The following is an 18,932-nucleotide window of genomic DNA, read 5'->3' on the forward strand; positions in this document are numbered from 1 at the left end:
TTCGTTCCGGCCGGCCTTCAACCATGCGTTTGCCGCGATCGCGCGACGTTCGGCTATACGATCGTGAATTCGGGATGCACTTTATCGAAATTCGGGTTCTCGCCGCATACCATCAGCCCCATGCCCCAATCGAAATGCTCCTTGGTCACCGGGAAATCCGTCGCGCTGCGGTATTGGAACAGCACGTTGCGGCGGTTGCGCTCGCTGCGGTTTTGCGGAGAGCCGTGAATCGTCAAGTAATTAAAGAACAGCACGTCGCCCGCTTCCGCGATGCAAGGCACGCCGTCGGAAACCGGATATTCCTTCGCATTCAGGTAATGTCTGCCTACGTGCGGCAGCGTACCTTGTTTATGGGAGCCCGGCATAACGTGCAGGCAGCCGTTCTCCACGTTCGCGTCGTCCAAGTGAACGCTTGCCGCAAGCATCGTATGCTTCTCGTGCGGGAAGTACGGCGCATCCTGGTGCATCGGGAACGCGGCGCCGTTTTCCGGCGGCTTCACGAGCATCTTGGAATGGTGGAGCTGCACGTTCGGTCCGATCAGCTGCGACAAGACGGACGTCATATTCGGATGCATCAGCGCGCGAAGGAACGAAGAATCATGATAGTGCACGTCGTGGAAGCCTTTCAGCACCAGCTTCTTCAGCTCCTCCGGCGGGAGGAAGTCGCCTTGCCACTGCGCGTTGTGATCGCGGTTCGCCTTCGCCGCGCGATCGATGATGGCGCCGACCGCCGTGCGCATCTCCGCGACCTCCTGCTGGTTGAAAACGCCTTTCACGAGCAGGTACCCTTGTTCATTGTAAAAATCGACGTCCTGTGGTTTAATCATCGTAATAGCCTCCTATGAATGGAATCGCTTTCCCTTGCCTTTATTGTAGATGATTCAAGGGCTTGCGATCTTTAGCGAAAGAAGTCAGCTTTTTGTCTTTTGAAGACATCATAATGATCGGAGGCGCTCGGCGCATGTACTTGTGGAACGAGACCGCTACCTGGCTGAATCAATACGCGCTTCGGCCGAAAACGGCGGATGCGGTGTTCACCGTCCATTACTGGGGCGCGAGCGGGCAGCTCATGTCCAATTTCCTGCATAAGCATTCCTTCTTCGAAATCTGTTACGTGCTCGGCGGTCAAGGCACGTACTTGGACGACGGAAAACTGTACCCCCTCGCCAAAGGAACGCTGTTCTGCTCCCGCCCGGGCATTACGCACTATATCGAATGCAACCCGGAGCTCGCGATCCTCTTCGTCGCGTTCGAGTTGGAGGAAAGCGGCAGCTCGGAAGCCGCTCGCGCCGCCTTCCAGGCGCTGTCCGAGACGGACGCGGTCGTCGTCCAGGACGGCGACGATCTCGCCGCCGCCCAATTATGGCGCGCCATGCTCCGCCGCGGCGGCGACCAAGCCTCCCTGCCGGAGTCGGTGCTGACGCAACTCGCCGCTTCCCTGTTGACGGCCCTGCCGTCCGTCTTCACCAAGCCGCTGCAGCGGGAATGGACGGCGCCGAGGCGCAGCGCGTCCGCCCTGCTCAAGCAGGCGAAGCTGTTCATTACCGATAACCTGAATGACGACGATCTGTCGCTGGAGAAAGCAGCGGCGCAGGTCAGCGTCTCGCCTAGGCACCTCTCCCGCCTGTTCGCCTCCGGCGTGGACGAGTCGTACACCGCCTACGTCCGCAAGCAGCGCATCCGGCGGGCAGCCGAGCTGCTGCGCTACACCGACCGGTCGATCAAGGAAATCGCCGAGGCGACGGGCTTCGGCTCCGTGCATTATTTCACCCGCACGTTCAGCAGCATCATGAAAGTGCCGCCGGCCAGGTTCCGCGAGGATGCGCGGGTGCATGATTGACAAGCGTCGCGGTTAACGGGAAGGCTCTCCAGTCCGCCAATCCCCCGTTGCGCGTCCGGCTGCCCAATGGTCAACCAGGCAGAACGCAGCATCTCATGGCCGTGGCAACCGAGACGCAGGCAAATCAAAAAACCTTCGTTTCCAAGGAAACGAAGGCTCTAGCTCCATCCAAACCGCGCCTGGCAATCGATCGCATATCCGCCGTTTCCGCCTGCTTCCCCGCCCTACCCATGCTTCTCCTTATAATCCTTCGGCGTCACGCCGACGATTTTCTTGAAGAGCTTGTTGAAATAAACCGGGTCGCTGTAGCCGACCAGATGCGAAATCTCGTAGTTTTTCAAATGCGGATGATCGGTCAGAAACTGCTTCGCCTTGTCGATCCGGATCTGGATCAGATAGTCCGTGATCGTCATCGACGTCTTGTTCCGGAACAACCGGCTCAGGTAGCTGGCATTCATTCCGACCGTGCCGGCCAGCCGCTCGAGCTCGAAGTTCTTGTCGAACTCGCGGTCCAGAATCTCCTTGATCTCGTCGATAATATAATGCTCGTTCTCGGCCGGCGCCGGTTGCGATTCCTCCGCAGGCGACGGCTCCGCGGCCTCCCCCTGGCATCGCTCCTGGCGAAGCTTGCCCAGCAGATCGAATAATGCGCTCTTGTCGACCGGCTTGAGCAAATAATCCCGCACCCCGTAGCGGAGCGCCGAGCGCGCGTATTCGAAATCGCTGAAACCGCTGAGCACGACGATGGAAACGTCCTTAAGCTTCTCGCGGACGATCTCGATAAGCTTCAATCCGTCCATCATGGGCATCTTGATATCCGTGATGAGCACGTCCGGCTTGCAGCTCTCGTGCTTTGTCAGGAAGGCGAGCGCCTCCTGGCCGTTGCCGAACGATCCGAGCACGTCCAGCGACGGGTCCATCTGGGATAAGATTTTTTCGAGTCCGCGCCGAATGAAATGTTCATCGTCGACGATCACGATTTTCATGCTGGAGCACCACACTTTCGCAAACGCGTTCGTTCGCCGTTATTTCACCGCGCCGCTCGTGACGCCGGCGAAAATATATTTCTGCAGGAACAAATACACGACCGCCGTCGGGATCATGATCATGATGATGGCCGCCGATACGCTCTGCCAGTCGCCGCTGTTGACGCCGAAGAACCGCATGAGCGACGTGGAGACGACGACCAGCTCCGGCTTCGGCATGTAGAGAAACGGCGTATACATGTCGTTATAGATGCTGATCGTTTTCAAAATCACGATCGTCGCCGTCGCCGGGGCGAGCAGCGGGAAGATCACCTGCCAATAGATGCGGAACAGCGACGCGCCCTCGATCATCGCGCATTCGTCGAGATCGTAAGGAATGTTGCGGATAAACTGCAGGTAGATGTAGATCTGCAAGATGTCCGCTCCGATGTATAAGAGGATGGGGCCTCCGAGCGTGTTCGTCAAGTGCAGCGATTGAATCGTCTTGTAGTTGACGACCTGCGTCGTGATGGACGGGATCACGGTCGCCATCAGGAACAGACCGACCAGGAGTCCCTTGAATTTGAAATTGAATCGGCCGACCGCGTAACAGAACGCGGAGCCGAGTAAAATATTGAATAACAGCGTAATGCCCACGATGAGGAGCGTATTGCCGAAAGCGCGGCTCATGTTCGCCTGCTCGAACGCGTGGCCGAAATTAGCCAGGTGGAAGAAGGAGTCCGGCAGCGACATCGTCGACTTCGTATTGAATTCGTCCTTCGTCTTGAACGCGTTCACGATAATGATGTAAGGCGGGAACACGACCAGGAACGAAGCGACGAGCAGCGAGAAGTATTTGATCGCATGCCAGATCGGATTGTGCGCGACCATGCTCTAGTCCCCCTTTCTGCTGAAGATGAGCCGTTGAACGGAGAGCACGGCGACGACGAACAGCAGCAGTACGACGCTCATGGCCGAGGCAAGGCCGTAGTTGTTGAATTGGAACGCCGTTTCGAGAATTTTCATGACATAGGTCTCGCTGGCGCCCGCGGGTCCGCCGTTGGTCAGGACGAACGGGAGATCGAACACTTCGAGCGCGCCGGTCACCGTCAGGAAGAAGTTCAGCTCGATGATCTTGTAGATGTTCGGCAGCGTGATGTACAGGAATTGCTTCCAGCCGGTCGCGCCGTCGATGCTGGCCGCCTCGTACAGATCTGCCGGAATGGACTGCAGCGCCGCCAAGTAAATGACCATATTAAAGCCCATGAATTTCCAGAAGCCGATAGAAGCGAGGGTATAGTTCACGAAATGCTCGCTGCCCAGCCAGCTCGTGTCGCCGCTCAGGCCGATCGCGTGCAGCAGCAGGTTGAGCGAGCCGTGCGTCGTGTCGAAGACATAGCCGAACAGATAGGAGACCGCGACGCCGTTCAGGATATATGGTAAAAAGAGCAGCAAGCGAAAGAACAGCTTCCCCTTCAGCTTGCCGTTCAAGACGATAGCGAAGTAAATGGCCGCGATATTCTGCACGATTCCCACGGCGAAGTAGGCAAAGTTATGCGTGAATACGCCGAAGAGCTCGGAATTGGAGAAAACCTCTTTGTAGTTGTCCCATCCGATCCAGCTTTTATCCGGGCTTAAGCCGTCCCAATTCGTAAAGCTTAGGTGAATCAGTTCCAATGTCGGGTAATACGAGAACGTCAGGAGCAGGAGCAGCGGAATGATCGTGAATCCGAGAATGATGATAAGACGCTGCTTCTTGAACGATAGATTGCTGAGCACGGTGCATCATTCCTTTCGGGCGCCTGATTGATGCGAACGCCCCTGCCGTGCGATCGGCAGGAGCGCCCGTCACCCGTCATCGGACGAGAGCGGCTGAATTATTTAACGATGTCTTTTCTCGCTTTCGCCCATTGGCCGTTTACTTTATCGAGCACTTTTTGCGGATCCTTGCCAAGCACGAACTCTTGCACGAAGCCGTCCATGTCGATTTGCGCTTTGTTCTGGATGCTCAGCGCCGTGTCGTCGGTCGGCAGTGCTTCGACGAAGGTCGGTTTGTAGCCGTTGAACTCCGTCAATTGCGCCAGCTTCGGCTCTTTGCTCTTCAGCGTCGGAATGAAGCCCGCGAAGTCGTCGTAGCCGGATTCTTCGATCATCCATTTGATGAATGCTTTGGCTGCCGGCACGTTGCCGTCCTTGTTCACGCCGTAGAACCAGTCCGGGTTCAATGGCGCTTTAGCTTGACCCGAATTGTCGGCCGGGAACGGAAAGAAGCCGACGTCTTCCGTCTTGGCGCCCGCGTCCACGACCTGGTTGATGACCCAGTTGCCGAGCAGGTACATGCCGAAGTTGCCTTGCGCGACGTCCTTCTTCGATTGCTCCCAGTTCGTCGAGTTAACGTCTTTCTCCAGGAAGCCTTTGGTGTACAGCTCTTTGATGATGCCGAACGATTTGCCGTACGTGTTATCAAGCGCGAACGGCGTATCCGTATCTTTGCGGTTGTTGGCCGTGTCGGCCTTGCCGCTGATGATCGCCGGCACGTCGTTGTACCAGGCACCGAGCGGCCATTTGTCCTTGAAGTTGGACGCGAGCGGCACGATGCCGGCGTCTTTCAGCTTCTGGCAGGCGGCGAGGAATTCGTCGTACGTTATCGGAATGGCCGTTATGCCGGCCTTCTCGAACGCCTTCTTGTTGTAGACGATGCCGACCGTGCTGTTGCCGGAGGAGATGCCGTACGATTTGCCTTCGAACGATTTGAAATCCTTGAAGTAGATGTCGCCGTCGAACGTGATGTCGTCGAGCGGCGCGAAATATTTCGGGAAATCGGCGTTCGGGATCAGCGTGCTCAGCAGGACGACGTCCGGGAAGCTGCCCGACGCGATGCGGATTTTCTCGTTCTTGTCGTAGTCCGTGATCGCTTCGAACTGCAGATCGACCTTCGGGTATTTCGCTTCGAAACGCGTCTCGTAATCTTTATATTCCTTGTCGACCATGTCCGTACGGTTCGTCAGGAAGACGACCTTGCCGCTGACGTCCGCGTCTCCGCCGGCGTTCGCGCCTTCGCCGTTCGCTGCCGTATCGTTCGCTGCCGTGTCGTTCGCCGTATCGGCGTTTGCCGCGTTCGTATTCGTGCCGGCATTGTCGGCCGCGCCGTTGTTCGCGCTTTCATTATTGCTGCCGCATGCAGCCAAGGACGTGACCATAAGGAGTGAAACCATCGCGTATGCAATTGTCTTTTTCATTTTCTATTCCCCCTGATTGGATTGATTACGCTTACTGGTGGCGCTTACAAAAGTAATCTTACCGCTTAGGGGAATCCCGTAAAATGGTTTCAATTGTGTTTTGTAGTCTTCAATTTACCTCTTGGACGATCGCGAGCACGCTTCGCCCTTCCTGAGTCGGAATCCAACCCGTTTCGTCGACTGATAGACAAAAACCGGACCGCCAGTAACGGCGAATCCGGTTATCGTTTCCTATTGCGCGGTTAGCTATTGGGTCGCGGAATTCAAGCCAAGCACCTCGCGTCTGGCCGCCGCCCACTTCTCGTTGTAGCTTTGGAACGCGGTACGCAGATCCGGCGCGGCAATCCATTCCTGGATGTAATCTCCGGACCAGAAGGCGATCTGCGCTTTGGCCGAGATATTCAGGAAATCGTCGCTCGGCGGCCGTCGCTCGACGTATCTCGGCTGATACGATTCGAACTGCTGAATCTGCGGCATGGACGACGTCTTGGTCTCGTCGACCGGCAGAAATCCGGAATCGTTCACGTATCCGGAGTCGTTCACGAAGAAGTCGACCCATTCCTGGGCGAGCTCTTTGTGGGCGCTGAACTTGCTGACGCCGAGAAACCAGTCCGGGCTCAGCTGCGCGAAGCGCGGTCCCTGCTTGTCATCGTAAGGGAACGGGAAGAAGCCGATATCCTCCGCTTTGCCTCCGGCCTCGATCACCTGATTGATGACCCAATTGCCGATGAAATACATGCCGGCATTGCCCTTGGCGATCTCGCTCTTCGAGAGCTCCCAATTATTCGTGAACATATCGGTTTCCCCGTAGCCTTTGTTGATCAACGATTTCACGATCGTGATGGCATGCCCCCACGGATTGTCGATCTGCCACGGATGATCGGTCGCGGCCATCCCGTTCAGGTAATTCGGATTGCCGGTCATGAAGCCGACGAGGTTCTCGCCCCAGGACGACATCGGCCACTGCGCGCCGTAATTCAAATAGATCGGAATCACGCCGGCTTGCTTCAGCTTCGCGCACGCTTCGTAAAACTCGGCCAGCGTCGTCGGAAGCTCGGTAATGCCGGCCTTACGGAAAGCCGCCTTGTTGTACACGATTCCTTCCGTCGACGCGCCCGTCGCGATGCCGTAGCGCACGCCCCGGTAAGCCTTGAAATCGGCAAACCGGATATGATCGAACATCTCGTCCTTCAACGGCTCGAAGTAATTCACCAGGTCCTCGTTGGTCAAATTGTTGGGCAGCAGCAGCGCATCCCCCATGCTGCGGGTCGACAGCCGGACCGTAATATCGCTGGCGTAATTGGTCAGACCTTCGAACTCCACGTCGGTCCCGGGATGCTTGGCCTCGAACGTATCCGCATATTTCTGCAGAACGCCGTTCTCGATCAGATCCACCCGGTTCGTCAGCACGTTCAGCGTCGTCGCGCGTTCGCCGGTCTGCGGAGGTTGATCGGGAGCGGGAGCGTTCGCCGTATCCTTGCCGCCGCCGGAATCGCAGGCCGTCAGCAGAACCGCGCAGAGCATGGCGGCACTCACGGCTCTTGTGCTCCCCGTACGGCTTGTTCTTATCCGTATCGTCTTCCTCATCCGTTCCGTCCTCCCTCGGCAGGCAGATGCAGCGTAACCTGCGTTCCCTCTCCGGCCTCGCTCGTCACGGTCAGGCCGAAATTCGCCCCGTAATGGAGCTTGATGCGTTCGTTCACGTTCCGCAGTCCGACGCCGGACCGTTTGAACGGCGTATAGTTGGTTCCCTCCGCCGGATCCGCGCCGTTCAGCGATCTTCTGAGCCGCTCCAGCGTATGCTCGTCCATTCCGACGCCGTCGTCCGTAATCCGGATGCCGACGCCTTGATCCGTTCTCCGCGCCGATACCATAATCGCCATTCGCGGCTTGTTGTCATCCATCCCGTGATAAATCGCGTTCTCGACGATCGGCTGCAGCACCAGCTTGAGCAGCGCGTACTGCTCAAGCGCTTCCGGCACGTCGACCGTCAGCTCGAAGCGATCCGGATACCGGTGGTTAAGCAGCTCCACATAGTAACGAATGTGATTGATCTCGCTGCCGAGCGTCACCTTCTCGTTAAGATCGCTGATGCTGTAGCGAAGCAGCTTGCCCAGAATCGCCAGCATGTCGGCCGCATCCGTATCGTCGTTCAACTCCGCGGCCATGCGGATCGATTCCAGCGTGTTGTACATGAAATGCGGATTGATCTGGCTTTGAAGCGCGTGCAGCTCCGCCTCCTTCTTCTTTGTCTCCATGCCGTAGATGTCTTGAATGAGGTCGTCGATCCGCACGATCATCCGGTTGAACTGGTTGCCGAGCTGGCCGATCTCGTCCCGCCGCTTCACTTGGAACTGCACGCTGAAATCCCCCTCCTGCACCCGCTTCATGAGACGCATCATTTTACGGAGCGGCTTCGTCAGGGCGAAAGAGAAGAAAATGGAGATCAGCAGCGCGATCCCGATCGTCAGAAACGTCAGGATCCACGTGACGTTCCGGATGACGGCCGTATTCCGCGTCAGCTCCTTCACCGGAATCGACGTCATGACCTTCCAATTCGTGTTGGGCGAGGTGGTATAGATATAGAGATGCCTCACGCCATCCTCCGTCATGTAGAAACTGCCCTCGTTCGCGTTTGCCTTCCGAACCATCGGCAGATCGGCGATATTGGTCGCGAGCAGCTTCTTGTCGCTGTCGTAGATAACATTGCCTTGCGTATCATAGATAAACGATTTGCCGCGCGTCACCTTGTCCAGCTTGAGAATCTGATCCTCGATCACGCTGATGTTGGCGTCTACCGCGATCAAGCCGATGTCGTGCAGCGAGTTGTCGATGATTTTGCGCACGACGGTGAAGGCGTAGCGGGTGCTGTTGAGGTTGCTCGTATATTTCTGCGTGCTGATCAGGAGCGATTCGCCGCTCGAGCGGGCGGCTTTCTCGACCCAAGTCTGGTAGCTTTCCTTGACGTTCATCCGGATGCCGCCCGACTTGGCGGAGAAATACCCGTTGCCGTATTTATCGAATATATAGACCGAGGTCGCGCCGCGCTTGATATTGTTGATGAACGCGATATTGCCTTCGATCCCCCGCTGGATCATCAGGAGGCCTTCGAAGTTCGTCGGCGGCGCGCTCCCTCCGCCGGTTTGCATGTGCTGCTCGTGATATTTATTGGACTCGACCAGATTCGCCTTGATGTCTTCCTGGTATGCCGGAACGGAAGAAATGCGGCTCATGTCGTCGATGTAATTATCGAGGTTGTCCAGCATGTTGCCGAGCGTGGTCGTGGAATACGCGATCGTGTTGCGTTCGATGGACTGCGCGTAGTTGCGGTAGGAGACCGCGCCGATAAACGTCAGCGGAAGCGTTATCAGAAGCAGAAACACGAGAAGCAGCTTGCGCTCCATCCGCATATCGCTGAATTTGAACCATAGCCGGCCGATCTTGATGACGGATTTCACCTTTCTCCTCCCCTTCGCCGCTCCAGGATGACGGCAAGCCTGATTATACCACAGTCGCGTAACCGCGTTCGGCCCAACAATTCCCCCAGCCGCGCGGGCAGAAGGACCACAAAAATAGCGTGCCAAACCGGAGAACGGTTTGCACGCCATGGAATTCGACTATGATCAATGTCCGGAGCGATCGGTCAGAAGAAACTGAGCAGCAGCAGGGAGTAAAGCAGCAGCATCTTGCCCCACCGTTTCTTCATGAAATCCTTGCCCCGGTGAATGCGGGATTTGACGGTATTGACCGGAATGTTGTTTGCGCGTCCGATGTCCTCCATGGACATCTCCAGCACATAACGCTGGTAGACGACGGTCTTGTACTTATCGGGCAGCTTCTCGATCATCCCGGCCATCGCGGAGGCGAGCTCGCGCTCGATCACTTCGCCTTCGGGCGTCAGGGAAGCATGCGGGATGACGTCATGCAGGGACAAATTCTGGTCGGAGTGGGCCGTTACGGGCTGATCCAAGGGCAGCGGCGGGGTCTTGCGGCGGCGCAGCAAATCCAGGCAAACGTTTTTGCCGATATGGAAAATCCACGTCGAGAACCGTTTGTTCTCGTCGAAGCGGTTCAAATTCAGGTACACCTTCAAGAAAGTTTCCTGAACGACGTCCTCGCATTCCGTCTTGCTGCGGAGGATGCGATGCGCCATATGAAACAGCTTATCCTTATAGAGCTCGACCAGCTCTTTGAAGGCCGTCTCGTCGCCTTGCCTTGACAACATCACTAACTGTGCCTCGTTCACCGCGATTCTCCTTTGCCACCCGTCATCCATCTACCTCTTATTATAACAGGAAAAATAAGAAACGCATCTTTTATGGCATGCGTTTTTTGTGACTTTCGTAAAGGAAGTGTTAACAAAGCACGGACGGCGAACGCGCGCGGCGGCGAAATGCCTTTATCAATCGCGGCAATCGGCGAGCCGGAAAATAAAGGAATCGACCGGGAAAACAAAGAATTGTATTTTTTTCCGGTTATCGGTCACATCGGTCCGATTTGATCCGTCAACCTAATGAGAACGCATGAGAGAGGAATATGGCCCATGGACGAAAACAATTGGTTGACCGAGCAATTCGAGGCCAGCAGAGCCCGCCTGCAGGGAGTAGCGTACCGGATGCTGGGATCCTTGAGCGAAGCGGACGACGCCGTCCAGGAAACGTGGCTTCGCCTCAACCGCTCCGACGCCGGCGGAGTAGAAAACCTCGACGGATGGCTGACGACGGTCGTATCGCGGGTATGCCTCGATATGCTGCGCTCGCGGAAGTCGAGGCGCGAGGAGTCGATGGACGCTTCCGTGACGGAGCGGCCCATGGACCGCGAGGCCGGAGGCGACCCCGAGCACGAAGCGCTGCTGGCCGATTCCGTGGGTCTCGCGCTGCTCGCGGTGCTCGGCAACTTGAACCCCGTGGAACGCATCACGTTCGTGCTGCATGATATATTCGCCGTCCCTTTCATGGAGATCGCGCCCATCGTCGGTCGTTCCGAGGCTGCGGCACGGCAGTTGGCAAGCCGGGCGCGCCGCCGCGTGCAGGGAGCGGAGACCTCTCCAGCAGCCGACCTCGCCGTTCAGAAATCGCTTGTCGACTCCTTCCTTGCCGCGGCGCGCGACGGCAACTTCGAAGCGCTGCTCGCGGTGCTCGATCCGGACGTCGTGCTGCGGACCGATGGCGCGGAATCGTCCGAAGCCGCCGCAACCGAGGTGCGCGGTGCGCGGAGCGTGGCCAAGAAACTCATGTTCGGGCGCGCGCGAGCCGCTCGTCCGGCGCTTATCGACGGAGACGTCGGCGTCGTCGTGGCTCCGAACGGACGGCTGCTGCTCGTTCTCGTTCTCGGTTACGAGAACGGGAAAATCACCCGCATCGATCAGGTGTCCGATCCGGCGCGCGTTCAACGGCTGGATATGGCCGTCTTGCACGTATGATCGACGCGGCCTTCGTCGCCCAACGGACTGCAGCCGTGCGCGTCGGCCGCGCAGCGAATTTCAATCGATTCATATGACCAAGGGAGGAAATGATCATGCACGTGTTTTCCGTCGTCCTTCAATCGATGCTAGCTCTATACTTCGCCTTCTCGGGCATCAGCAAAATCATCGGGGCGAACTATTGGGTCGGCATCTTCAACCATCTGGGGCTGCCCCGCTGGTTTCGGGTCTTCACGGGCTTCGTCCAGCTCGCCGGGACCGCGGCGCTCGTTGCCGGGTACTGGCATGCGGGAGAGGCTGCGTGGGCGGGCATCTGGCTTGGCGCAACGATGCTGCTGGCCTGCCTCGCCCATGTCAAGGCCAAGGATTCGATCGGCAAAACGGCGCCTGCGCTCGTGTTTGCCGTCATCTGCATCGCGCTTGTCCTTCTTAATGCCGACCAGCTTTGGCATCCGATCTTCTGAATAATAGAACGAGGTCTGCCGGCGCTGCGGCGGACCTCGTTCTATTCGCATGCCCATTATAAGGCGATTCTTCGAAAAAGGCACCCGATTTAGTAGTTCCGCCAGATTGGTTCTTCACCCGCTCCGATGCAGCAACGCCTCCGTCTCCTTGACCAACGCTCCGATTTCCGCGGCGGCTGCCTTCAACCCCTCCTTGCCGTCCGCAAGATGCGAGAAGCCGCGCTTGACCCGGGCCTCGAATCCCGACGGGCTGCGGGGGAAAGCCGCGCAAGCGGCAACGGCTCCTTTCTCGTTCAATAAATAGCTGCCGTTGATCGCGAAGAGCACCTGCGTCAAGCAGCTGACCGCCCGGAACAGATGTCCCGCAACGTACGACGTATCGTTTCGCCCGATGCCCTTGCCCGCGTTGACGCAAGAAAAGTCCGCTTCCCACATGAACGTCGAAGCCACGGCGTCCTTCAGCGGCTCCGGATACGCGGCGCAGAGGCGCTTCAATTCGCCGATGCGGCCGTTCGGATCCCACAACGGTCTGCAGAGCGCCGCCTCGCCCATATAGATCAGGCTGCAGAAGGCATGCGGATGGCCGGGCTGATAATGCACGGAGATTCTCCCCTCGCGGCAGTCCGCGGCCACGGCGGCGGCTTGATCCAGGTCGCGATAAAGCAAATCGACCGGAAGCGCGCGGATGGTCAGCCAGCCGCCGCCGTTGATCCATGGTCCCCAGCCGCCGACGGGCGTGACGAGCGCCTTGCGTTTCCCGTCATCCAGCTCGGCCGCGGCTTCCGCGAGAGCGGCGATATCGATGGGCGATTTCGCCCCGTAGTAGAGCCCGATATCCACGTCCGATTCCGCGGTATGCGCGCCCCGCGCCCGGGAACCCCCGAGGACGATGCCTTCGATTCCGGCTACGTGCCGCAAGCGGGACACGATTCCTTCCAGCATCGCTTCGATGTCCATCATCCTGATCACCTCGTTCCGCCAACGGCGGCCGGTTTACGAACGGCAAGCACCGCTTCAGCTTAAGGTCATGATTAAGCCGTCTCCGGCTTCAAGCCGAATCTCCTCGGAGAACCGAACGATGTCCCCGTCCCGCTCCGCGTCGATCGGACCGGACTTGCAGGCTGGCGACACGGCAAGCTTGCCGGCGAACAAGTCGCTCTGAAAGCTGCGCAGGGAGATCGCCCCGTATTGAACGTCCAATCGAATGGTTCCGTCCTCGTGCTTGAAGCTTCCCCAGGCTTGATTGAGCGACCAGAACGCGCCGAACCGGTCGGCGTTGACCCGGGGACTGAAGCCGATATGCTTGCGGGTGGAATCGTATTGGAATCCGCTGAGCGCGACCAGCAGCGAATAGGACGCCATGGACCTGGCATAATTGCTGCCGCACTCCATCTCGTTCCACGGATTCCGCCGCTCGCCGTCATAGCGGTCCCGGATCGCCTTCACGGCGTTCAGCCCTTCGTCCAGCATGCCTTCGAGGATCATATGGCAGGCGGCCTGGTACTCGAAGCCGTTCATCGTCTCGTCCGCGTACGGCACCGGCACCTTCGGGCTATTTCCCTTCGGCCAGGTCGAGATGAGCAGGCCTTTCTCGTCGTTCAGCGAGTAGATCCGGCACGCGTTCGGGTAATCGCCGATCTTCTCCATGAAATTGTAGGCGTAGACCGATTCCAGCGCCTTCCTCACCTTGGCGCGGTCGAACAAATAACCGAGCCCGATCATATGGGCATGCCATTGCCCGAGCACCTGATCGATATGGCAGCCTTCGCCGATCTGGTATTTGATCTCCCCGAGCTCGGGATCGATCGGGAAGCGCTCGTCCTGAAGATCGATGATTTGGTGAAAATACTCGCCGTTGTACAAGTGCTGGTCCGCCCATTGCCGGCCTTGCTCGTACAGCTCGCCGTACTGCTTGCCGTCCTCGTCGCCAAGCGCCTCCGCCATCTCGGCGGCGCAGCGCAGCGCGCCGTGATACATCCCCGTGATGTACGAGTTGGGTCCGTAAATCTCCACGTCGAGCGTATGGTGCTGCACGCCTTCCATCACTCCGTCGCGGTCCCGGTCCCATCCGTCCTCGTTGGTCGGCTCCCAAGCGTATTCCAGCGACTTCTTGACCTTGGGCCAAATGGAAGCCAGCCATGCGGCGTCGCCCGAGACCTTCCAATGCTGGTACACCTTCATGATCGTGCCCATCTGCCCGTCCGCCGCCGCCCGCCGCGGGCCCGCCAAGCCCGATTCGTCCGTCAGCGTCCGCTCGGCCGGGATCATCAGTCGAAACGCCATCTTGCCGTTCTCGAACAGCGTCGACGCATATTTCAGGTCGAGCATGGAGCGGGCAAGCGCCGGGAAAAGGAACGGCGTGACCTGCTCGTAATTCCAGACATGCGTGCAGGTGCCCTCGCAGCTCCCCTCCTCGGCATGGACGCCCTCGAATCCGTAGAGCGTCCCGTCCGTAAGCCTCAGGCAGGTCGGCGATTTCAGGATGGAGATGTTGCCGGCCACCGCGTCGATCACGTAATCCGGCAGCGTAGAGCCGAAGAGCGCTTCCTTGAACGCCAGCGAATCGCGGTAGAGCCGGTCGTAGTTGCGCCATACATAGGCGGCCGACGCCGTCGAGTCCTCGAACAGCGTGGCGTAGTAATTTTTCCAGCCGGGCGGCTCGCTCGGCTGGCCGTCCTCGCCTTTGCCCGGATTCCAGAAGTTGACGTAATTCGGGAAGCTCCAGGAGACGATGAAGCGGAACGTGCCGCTCTCCCCGGGCGCAAGCGAACGATGGCCGCTTAACAGGCAGACGTCCTTGCCCGTGTGCCCAGCGGGGCCGGCGCTTCCTTCCCGGTCGTTGTAGTTCCGGTCCTTGAAGCGTCCCGGAGCGGCGAATTCCTTCCAGAAGACCGTGAGGTTATCGAACCAGCCGCCCCGGTACCAGTACGTTTGATAGGATACGTCGGGCGCGTCCGTGCTGAGCGTCAAGTCTCCGAATTCCCGGTCCTCCGGCCCGAAAAAGGTCGAAGACAGCTTGATCCCTTTAAAGGCTCCGCGGTCGGCGTATTCGTTGCGCGCTCCCTTGGCGAACGGATTCGTAAGGTTGCCGACCAGGCTGATGTCGAGCTGCTCGCCGGACGTATTGGTCACCTCGTAGGCAAAGATCGCGGCGGGGATCGACGAATCGCGGTCGTTCAGCGGAATGAGCGGATTGAACGCCGTCAGCTTCACCCGCAGCGGAACGCCCGCGTCGATGAACTCGATTTCGCCGAAGGGGTACTCGCCTTTGAACGCGGTCGACTCGAAGTGGGGGAACCCCGACAGGCTTTCCCGCTCGACGCCGAAGCCGAAGCCGGTAAACCGCCCCTTCCCGGTTCCGGAATAGTGCGGATGCAGGTCGCCCTGCAAGACCTTCGCGACTCTCACCTCGCCCTGATGCTCGGCCTTGATCGCGAAGAAGGAAAAGCCGTTGTAGCTGTTCTTGTTCGGACGATTGAAGATTTCCCAGTCGATCAGCCGGCCGTTGCCCGCCAATCCGATGCTTCCGGAGCCGATGCCTCCGAGGGGGAAGGAGATTTCGTTCGTCTTGCTTCCTTTGTACGTGAAGTCTTTTTCCATGCGGTAAAGCTCGCTGAGCAATTGTAGATTCATTTGCGTTCCTCCTCGCGTTCGCTTTAAATCGTTACATTTTCAAACCGCCCGCCGTGATGCCTTCGACGAGATATTTCTGTCCGAATATATAGAAGAGCAGCGGGACGGCCAAGGACAGCGTCACGCCGGCCAGTATCGCCGAGAGATTCCCCGATCCGAAGGTGCCGTTCAATACCGTCATGCCGACGGGCAGCGTCATTTTCTCGAACGTGTTCAGGAAGATGAGCGGCCGGAAGAAGTCGTTCCAATTCCCGATGAAGGTCATGACGGACGTAACGGCCACCGCCGGAAACACCATCGGCAGGACGACTTTCAGAAACACCCACATGCGGCTCGCCCCGTCGATATAAGCCGCTTCGTCGTAGGTCGGGGAGATCGTCATCATCATCTGCCGAATCATGAAGATGCCGAGCGGATTGATCAAAGCCGGCAGGATCAGCGCCCAGTGGGTATCGACGAGCCCCAGCTTGGAGATCAGGATGAATTGGGGAATGATCGTCACCTGCCCCGGGATCATGAGCCCGGCGAGAAACACGACGAAAATCATGTTCCGGCCGGCGAACGGGATGCGCGAGAAGGCGAACGCCGCCATGCTGGATATGAAAACATGGCCGACGACGACGATGAGCGAAACCTTCAGGCTGTTGGCGATGAACGCGGTAAAGGGCACCTGCCTGAACACTTCCGCGTAATTGGAGAAATCGAACGTCGTCGGGAAAATCGCCGGCGGCAGCGAAAACGAATCCTGCGGCATCCGGAGCGACGTGGAGACGATCCACAGAAACGGAGACAGCATCAGAAACGACAAGATGATCAGAAATCCGTCCAGAATGAATTCGGGCCCCCGTTTGCGGCGGGCGCGCGCCCGAATGCCGCGCTCGGGAAGCAACCCGGCTGCTTCGATTGGAGCGTTCATGCTAACGGCACCTCCCCTTAATCCGCGCCTTATTCTTGATCATAGGACACCCATCGGTTGCTGAAAGCGAATTGGAGCGCGGTGATCGACAGAACCGCCAGGAACAGGCTGATGGACACCGTGGACGCGTAGCCCATCTCATGCTTCTGGAAGGCGATCTCGTAGATGTACATGTTGACGGATCGCGATGCGTCGCCCGGGCCGCCGCCCGTGATCAGGTAAGGCTCGTCGAAAATCTGCGTCGTGCCGATCAGCGTCGTTACCAGCACGAAGAACAGCATCGGCGACAGCATCGGCAGCGTGATGCGGACGAACCGCTGCAGCCTGCTCGCCCCGTCGATCTCGGCCGCTTCGTACAGCGTCTCGGGGATGTTCTGCAGCCCGATATAGTAGTACAGGAACGCGTTGCCGATGAATTTCCAGAAGCTATAGATGGCGACGGCCAGAAACACCCAGTTCGGGGACTGCATCCACGGGATGCCCGCCACGCCGAACAGGCTCAGAAAGTAGTTTATGATGCCGAATTCCTTGTTGAACATGAAAGCCCAAGCTACGGCGACGGCCGCGGACGTGGCAAGCACCGGAAAATAAAACACGGTCCGGTAGAAGTACTTCCAGCCCTTGGCGATCCTCCGCTGCACGGCAAGCGCCAGAAGCAATCCCAGAATGACGTGCATCGGGGTCAGGATCAGCACGAATTTGAGCGTATTCCAGTAGACGAGTCCGAGCCGGCTATCCTGGAAGAAATCCTTGAAATTATCCCAGCCGATGAATTCGGAGGGCGTGATGACATTGTATTCGGTAAAGCTCAGCGCCATCGATGCCGCGACGGGCTCGGCGATAAACACCAGGAACAGCAGCAGGGCCGGCGCCAGGAACAGATAACCTGCGACTAAATCTTTGGATTTCTTCGTCACGTTATATCGATGCCTCCTCCATGGGAACGGAAGCCGCAGCGGACCCGGCCCGCTGCGCTTCCGCGCGGTGCGCGCGCCGACGCGCTATTTCTGCAATACCTTGTCGATCTCTTCCTTCGCTTTCTTCATCGCCGACGCCGCATCCGATTGGTTGGCGAGGATCAGCCCCATATAGCGGCTGAAGATCGATTCGATGTCCGCGTACTGAACGGGCGATTCCACCGGTTTCGCGAGCTCCGCGCTGTCCGCGTAGACTTGCCAGTTCGACGCGGGCGTCTTCGGCAGCACCTCGTTCATCACGGACACCCGCGTCGGGATCGAGGCATCGGAGAGCGTCGTTTTCTGCGAGTACGCCCCGCCCAGGAACGCGGACAGCTTATAGGCCGCATCCGGGTATTTCGTCGATTTCAGCACGGGGAACGCGCCGGAACCGAAGATGACTTTATTGGTCTTCAAGGTCGGCAAATATTGAACGTCGATCGCGCTGAACTTGTTTTTGGCATAGGTGGAGAACGGCCATTTGCCGGCCGACATCATGGCGACCTGCCCGCTCATGAGCATCTGGATCTGGTCGTCCTTCGGATTCGGCACGGGCGCTACTTTATACTTGTAAATCAAATCCTGGAAAAATTGCATCAGCTCGATCGCATTGGGATCATCGAGCTTGCTGGTCGTCATCGCGTCGTCCAGCACGCTGGCTTCGTTGTTGAATAACCAGGCCGAAGCGCCGAAGTAATAGTTCGGGATGGCGAAGCCGTACGTTTTCTTGCCGTCCTTCTCGGTGGTCAGCTTCTGCGCGTACGACAGGAAGTCGTCCTGAGACCAATTCTTGTCCGGTAGCGAGAGTCCCGCTTCCTTCAGTTTGTCAGTATTGAAATGCATGACGACGTTATTCCAATCCCAGACGAAACCGTAGGTTTTGCCGTCGATGATGAACGGCGCCTCCAGCTTCGGATGGATGTCGTCGTAATTGTCGAGCGCCTTGGGATCGACCGCCATGTAGTCGTCGAGCGGAAGCAGCAGATCCTGCTTCGCGAACATCTGAATGCCTTCGATGGCCACGCGGATGACGTCGGGCGGGTTGCCGCCGGCGATCATCGTTTGGATCTTGTTGAAGTAATCTCCCCAAGAGTTGTTGACCACTTCGATCCGTTTCACTTTGATATTCGGGTACAGTTTGTTGAATTCGGCGAGGATCGTTTTGAGCTGTTCGTCGGATGCGTCGCCTTTGCCCCATACGAGCGTTAATTCGGCTTTCTCGTCGTCGGAGCCGCCGGCCGGATCGGCCTTGGAGGAATTCGCGTTATTGGCGTTGTTGGCGTTGCCCGCGTTGTTGGAGGAACTGCATGCGGCGAGCGCAAAGCACATGACCAGCAGAAAGCAAAGCATCGTTATTCTTCTCACGTTCGAACACCATCCTCGAATAAATAATGTTTCCTATCCCTCGCCAGACGGCGGACAACCGAGACAGACCCACCCTTATGCATTCGAAATTATGACGTTCCTGCTCTCTCCGTTCACGTGAACGGAGAAATC

The 18,932-nt window shown here is 58.0% G+C and carries 16 protein-coding genes; 3 read left to right on the forward strand and 13 right to left on the reverse strand.

Annotation, left to right across the window (positions count from 1 at the left end):
* Positions 1-53: 53 nt before the first annotated feature.
* Positions 54-827 carry a phytanoyl-CoA dioxygenase family protein gene (locus AC50YL_RS15965; RefSeq protein WP_494833188.1) on the reverse strand — a complete coding sequence of 258 codons (774 nt, stop codon included), beginning with the start codon at positions 825-827 and terminating at the stop codon, positions 54-56.
* 134 nt (positions 828-961) lie between these two features.
* Between AC50YL_RS15965 and AC50YL_RS15970 the strand changes: the two genes are divergently transcribed.
* On the forward strand, positions 962-1,840 hold the full coding sequence (locus AC50YL_RS15970; RefSeq protein ID WP_494833189.1) for a helix-turn-helix domain-containing protein: 879 nt from the start codon (positions 962-964) through the stop codon (positions 1,838-1,840).
* Between the two features lie 224 nt (positions 1,841-2,064).
* Here the strand turns inward: AC50YL_RS15970 and AC50YL_RS15975 are convergent, their stop codons facing one another.
* The 7 genes from AC50YL_RS15975 to AC50YL_RS16005 form a co-directional block, all read right to left on the reverse strand.
* The gene (locus tag AC50YL_RS15975; RefSeq protein ID WP_494833190.1) at positions 2,065-2,826 is read right to left on the reverse strand and encodes a response regulator transcription factor; all 762 of its coding nucleotides are present in this window, start codon (positions 2,824-2,826) and stop codon (positions 2,065-2,067) included.
* Between the two features lie 39 nt (positions 2,827-2,865).
* Positions 2,866-3,696, reverse strand: a complete 831-nt coding sequence (locus AC50YL_RS15980) for a carbohydrate ABC transporter permease (RefSeq protein WP_494833191.1) — start codon at positions 3,694-3,696, stop codon at positions 2,866-2,868.
* A 3-nt stretch (positions 3,697-3,699) separates the two neighbouring features.
* A complete protein-coding gene (locus tag AC50YL_RS15985; RefSeq protein ID WP_494833192.1) occupies positions 3,700-4,584 on the reverse strand; it encodes a carbohydrate ABC transporter permease in 885 nt (294 codons plus the stop codon).
* A gap of 98 nt (positions 4,585-4,682) precedes the next feature.
* Complete coding sequence (locus AC50YL_RS15990) at positions 4,683-6,044, reverse strand: ABC transporter substrate-binding protein (protein ID WP_494833193.1); 1,362 nt, start codon at positions 6,042-6,044, stop codon at positions 4,683-4,685.
* 246 nt (positions 6,045-6,290) lie between these two features.
* On the reverse strand, positions 6,291-7,580 hold the full coding sequence (locus AC50YL_RS15995) for an ABC transporter substrate-binding protein (RefSeq protein WP_494833194.1): 1,290 nt from the start codon (positions 7,578-7,580) through the stop codon (positions 6,291-6,293).
* A 47-nt stretch (positions 7,581-7,627) separates the two neighbouring features.
* Positions 7,628-9,502: a cache domain-containing sensor histidine kinase gene (locus AC50YL_RS16000; protein ID WP_494833195.1), complete on the reverse strand. Its 1,875-nt coding sequence runs from the start codon at positions 9,500-9,502 to the stop codon at positions 7,628-7,630.
* 185 nt (positions 9,503-9,687) lie between these two features.
* Positions 9,688-10,269, reverse strand: a complete 582-nt coding sequence (locus AC50YL_RS16005) for a sigma-70 family RNA polymerase sigma factor (protein ID WP_494833422.1) — start codon at positions 10,267-10,269, stop codon at positions 9,688-9,690.
* Positions 10,270-10,587: 318 nt separating this feature from the next.
* Here AC50YL_RS16005 and AC50YL_RS16010 point away from each other — a divergent pair, with 318 nt between their 5' ends.
* Together AC50YL_RS16010 and AC50YL_RS16015 are read left to right on the forward strand one after the other, a co-directional pair.
* Positions 10,588-11,466 (forward strand): sigma-70 family RNA polymerase sigma factor, encoded by an 879-nt coding sequence (locus AC50YL_RS16010; protein WP_494833196.1) that lies wholly within the window; start codon positions 10,588-10,590, stop codon positions 11,464-11,466.
* A 95-nt stretch (positions 11,467-11,561) separates the two neighbouring features.
* Positions 11,562-11,930 (forward strand): DoxX family protein, encoded by a 369-nt coding sequence (locus AC50YL_RS16015; RefSeq protein WP_494833197.1) that lies wholly within the window; start codon positions 11,562-11,564, stop codon positions 11,928-11,930.
* Positions 11,931-12,044: 114 nt separating this feature from the next.
* On the opposite strand, the gene AC50YL_RS16020 is transcribed toward AC50YL_RS16015, so the two are convergent.
* The 5 genes from AC50YL_RS16020 to AC50YL_RS16040 all read right to left on the reverse strand — a co-directional run bounded on the left by AC50YL_RS16020 (position 12,045) and on the right by AC50YL_RS16040 (position 18,800).
* Positions 12,045-12,890: a nucleotidyltransferase domain-containing protein gene (locus tag AC50YL_RS16020; protein WP_494833198.1), complete on the reverse strand. Its 846-nt coding sequence runs from the start codon at positions 12,888-12,890 to the stop codon at positions 12,045-12,047.
* Positions 12,891-12,944: 54 nt separating this feature from the next.
* Entirely contained in the window at positions 12,945-15,563 is a 2,619-nt protein-coding gene (locus AC50YL_RS16025) for a GH116 family glycosyl-hydrolase (protein WP_494833199.1), read from the reverse strand.
* A 31-nt stretch (positions 15,564-15,594) separates the two neighbouring features.
* Positions 15,595-16,479, reverse strand: coding sequence for a carbohydrate ABC transporter permease (locus AC50YL_RS16030; protein ID WP_494833200.1), 885 nt, complete (start codon positions 16,477-16,479; stop codon positions 15,595-15,597).
* Between the two features lie 29 nt (positions 16,480-16,508).
* Positions 16,509-17,396, reverse strand: a complete 888-nt coding sequence (locus tag AC50YL_RS16035) for a carbohydrate ABC transporter permease (RefSeq protein WP_494833201.1) — start codon at positions 17,394-17,396, stop codon at positions 16,509-16,511.
* A gap of 84 nt (positions 17,397-17,480) precedes the next feature.
* Positions 17,481-18,800, reverse strand: coding sequence for an ABC transporter substrate-binding protein (locus AC50YL_RS16040; protein ID WP_494833202.1), 1,320 nt, complete (start codon positions 18,798-18,800; stop codon positions 17,481-17,483).
* Positions 18,801-18,932: the final 132 nt, after the last annotated feature.

The organism is Paenibacillus sp. J22P277 (assembly GCF_059383675.1).

What these genes read in the sequence shown, in the direction of transcription:
- AC50YL_RS15990 (WP_494833193.1), bottom strand. Translation starts at nt 6,044, where the DNA reads ATGAAAAAGACAATTGCATACGCGATGGTTTCACTCCTTATGGTCACG.
- AC50YL_RS16020 (WP_494833198.1), bottom strand. Translation starts at nt 12,890, where the DNA reads ATGATGGACATCGAAGCGATGCTGGAAGGAATCGTGTCCCGCTTGCGG.
- AC50YL_RS16010 (WP_494833196.1), top strand. Translation starts at nt 10,588, where the DNA reads ATGGACGAAAACAATTGGTTGACCGAGCAATTCGAGGCCAGCAGAGCC.
- AC50YL_RS16030 (WP_494833200.1), bottom strand. Translation starts at nt 16,479, where the DNA reads ATGAACGCTCCAATCGAAGCAGCCGGGTTGCTTCCCGAGCGCGGCATT.
- AC50YL_RS16015 (WP_494833197.1), top strand. Translation starts at nt 11,562, where the DNA reads ATGCACGTGTTTTCCGTCGTCCTTCAATCGATGCTAGCTCTATACTTC.
- AC50YL_RS16005 (WP_494833422.1), bottom strand. Translation starts at nt 10,269, where the DNA reads ATGTTGTCAAGGCAAGGCGACGAGACGGCCTTCAAAGAGCTGGTCGAG.
- AC50YL_RS15980 (WP_494833191.1), bottom strand. Translation starts at nt 3,696, where the DNA reads ATGGTCGCGCACAATCCGATCTGGCATGCGATCAAATACTTCTCGCTG.
- AC50YL_RS15965 (WP_494833188.1), bottom strand. Translation starts at nt 827, where the DNA reads ATGATTAAACCACAGGACGTCGATTTTTACAATGAACAAGGGTACCTG.
- AC50YL_RS16025 (WP_494833199.1), bottom strand. Translation starts at nt 15,563, where the DNA reads ATGAATCTACAATTGCTCAGCGAGCTTTACCGCATGGAAAAAGACTTC.
- AC50YL_RS15975 (WP_494833190.1), bottom strand. Translation starts at nt 2,826, where the DNA reads ATGAAAATCGTGATCGTCGACGATGAACATTTCATTCGGCGCGGACTC.
- AC50YL_RS15970 (WP_494833189.1), top strand. Translation starts at nt 962, where the DNA reads ATGTACTTGTGGAACGAGACCGCTACCTGGCTGAATCAATACGCGCTT.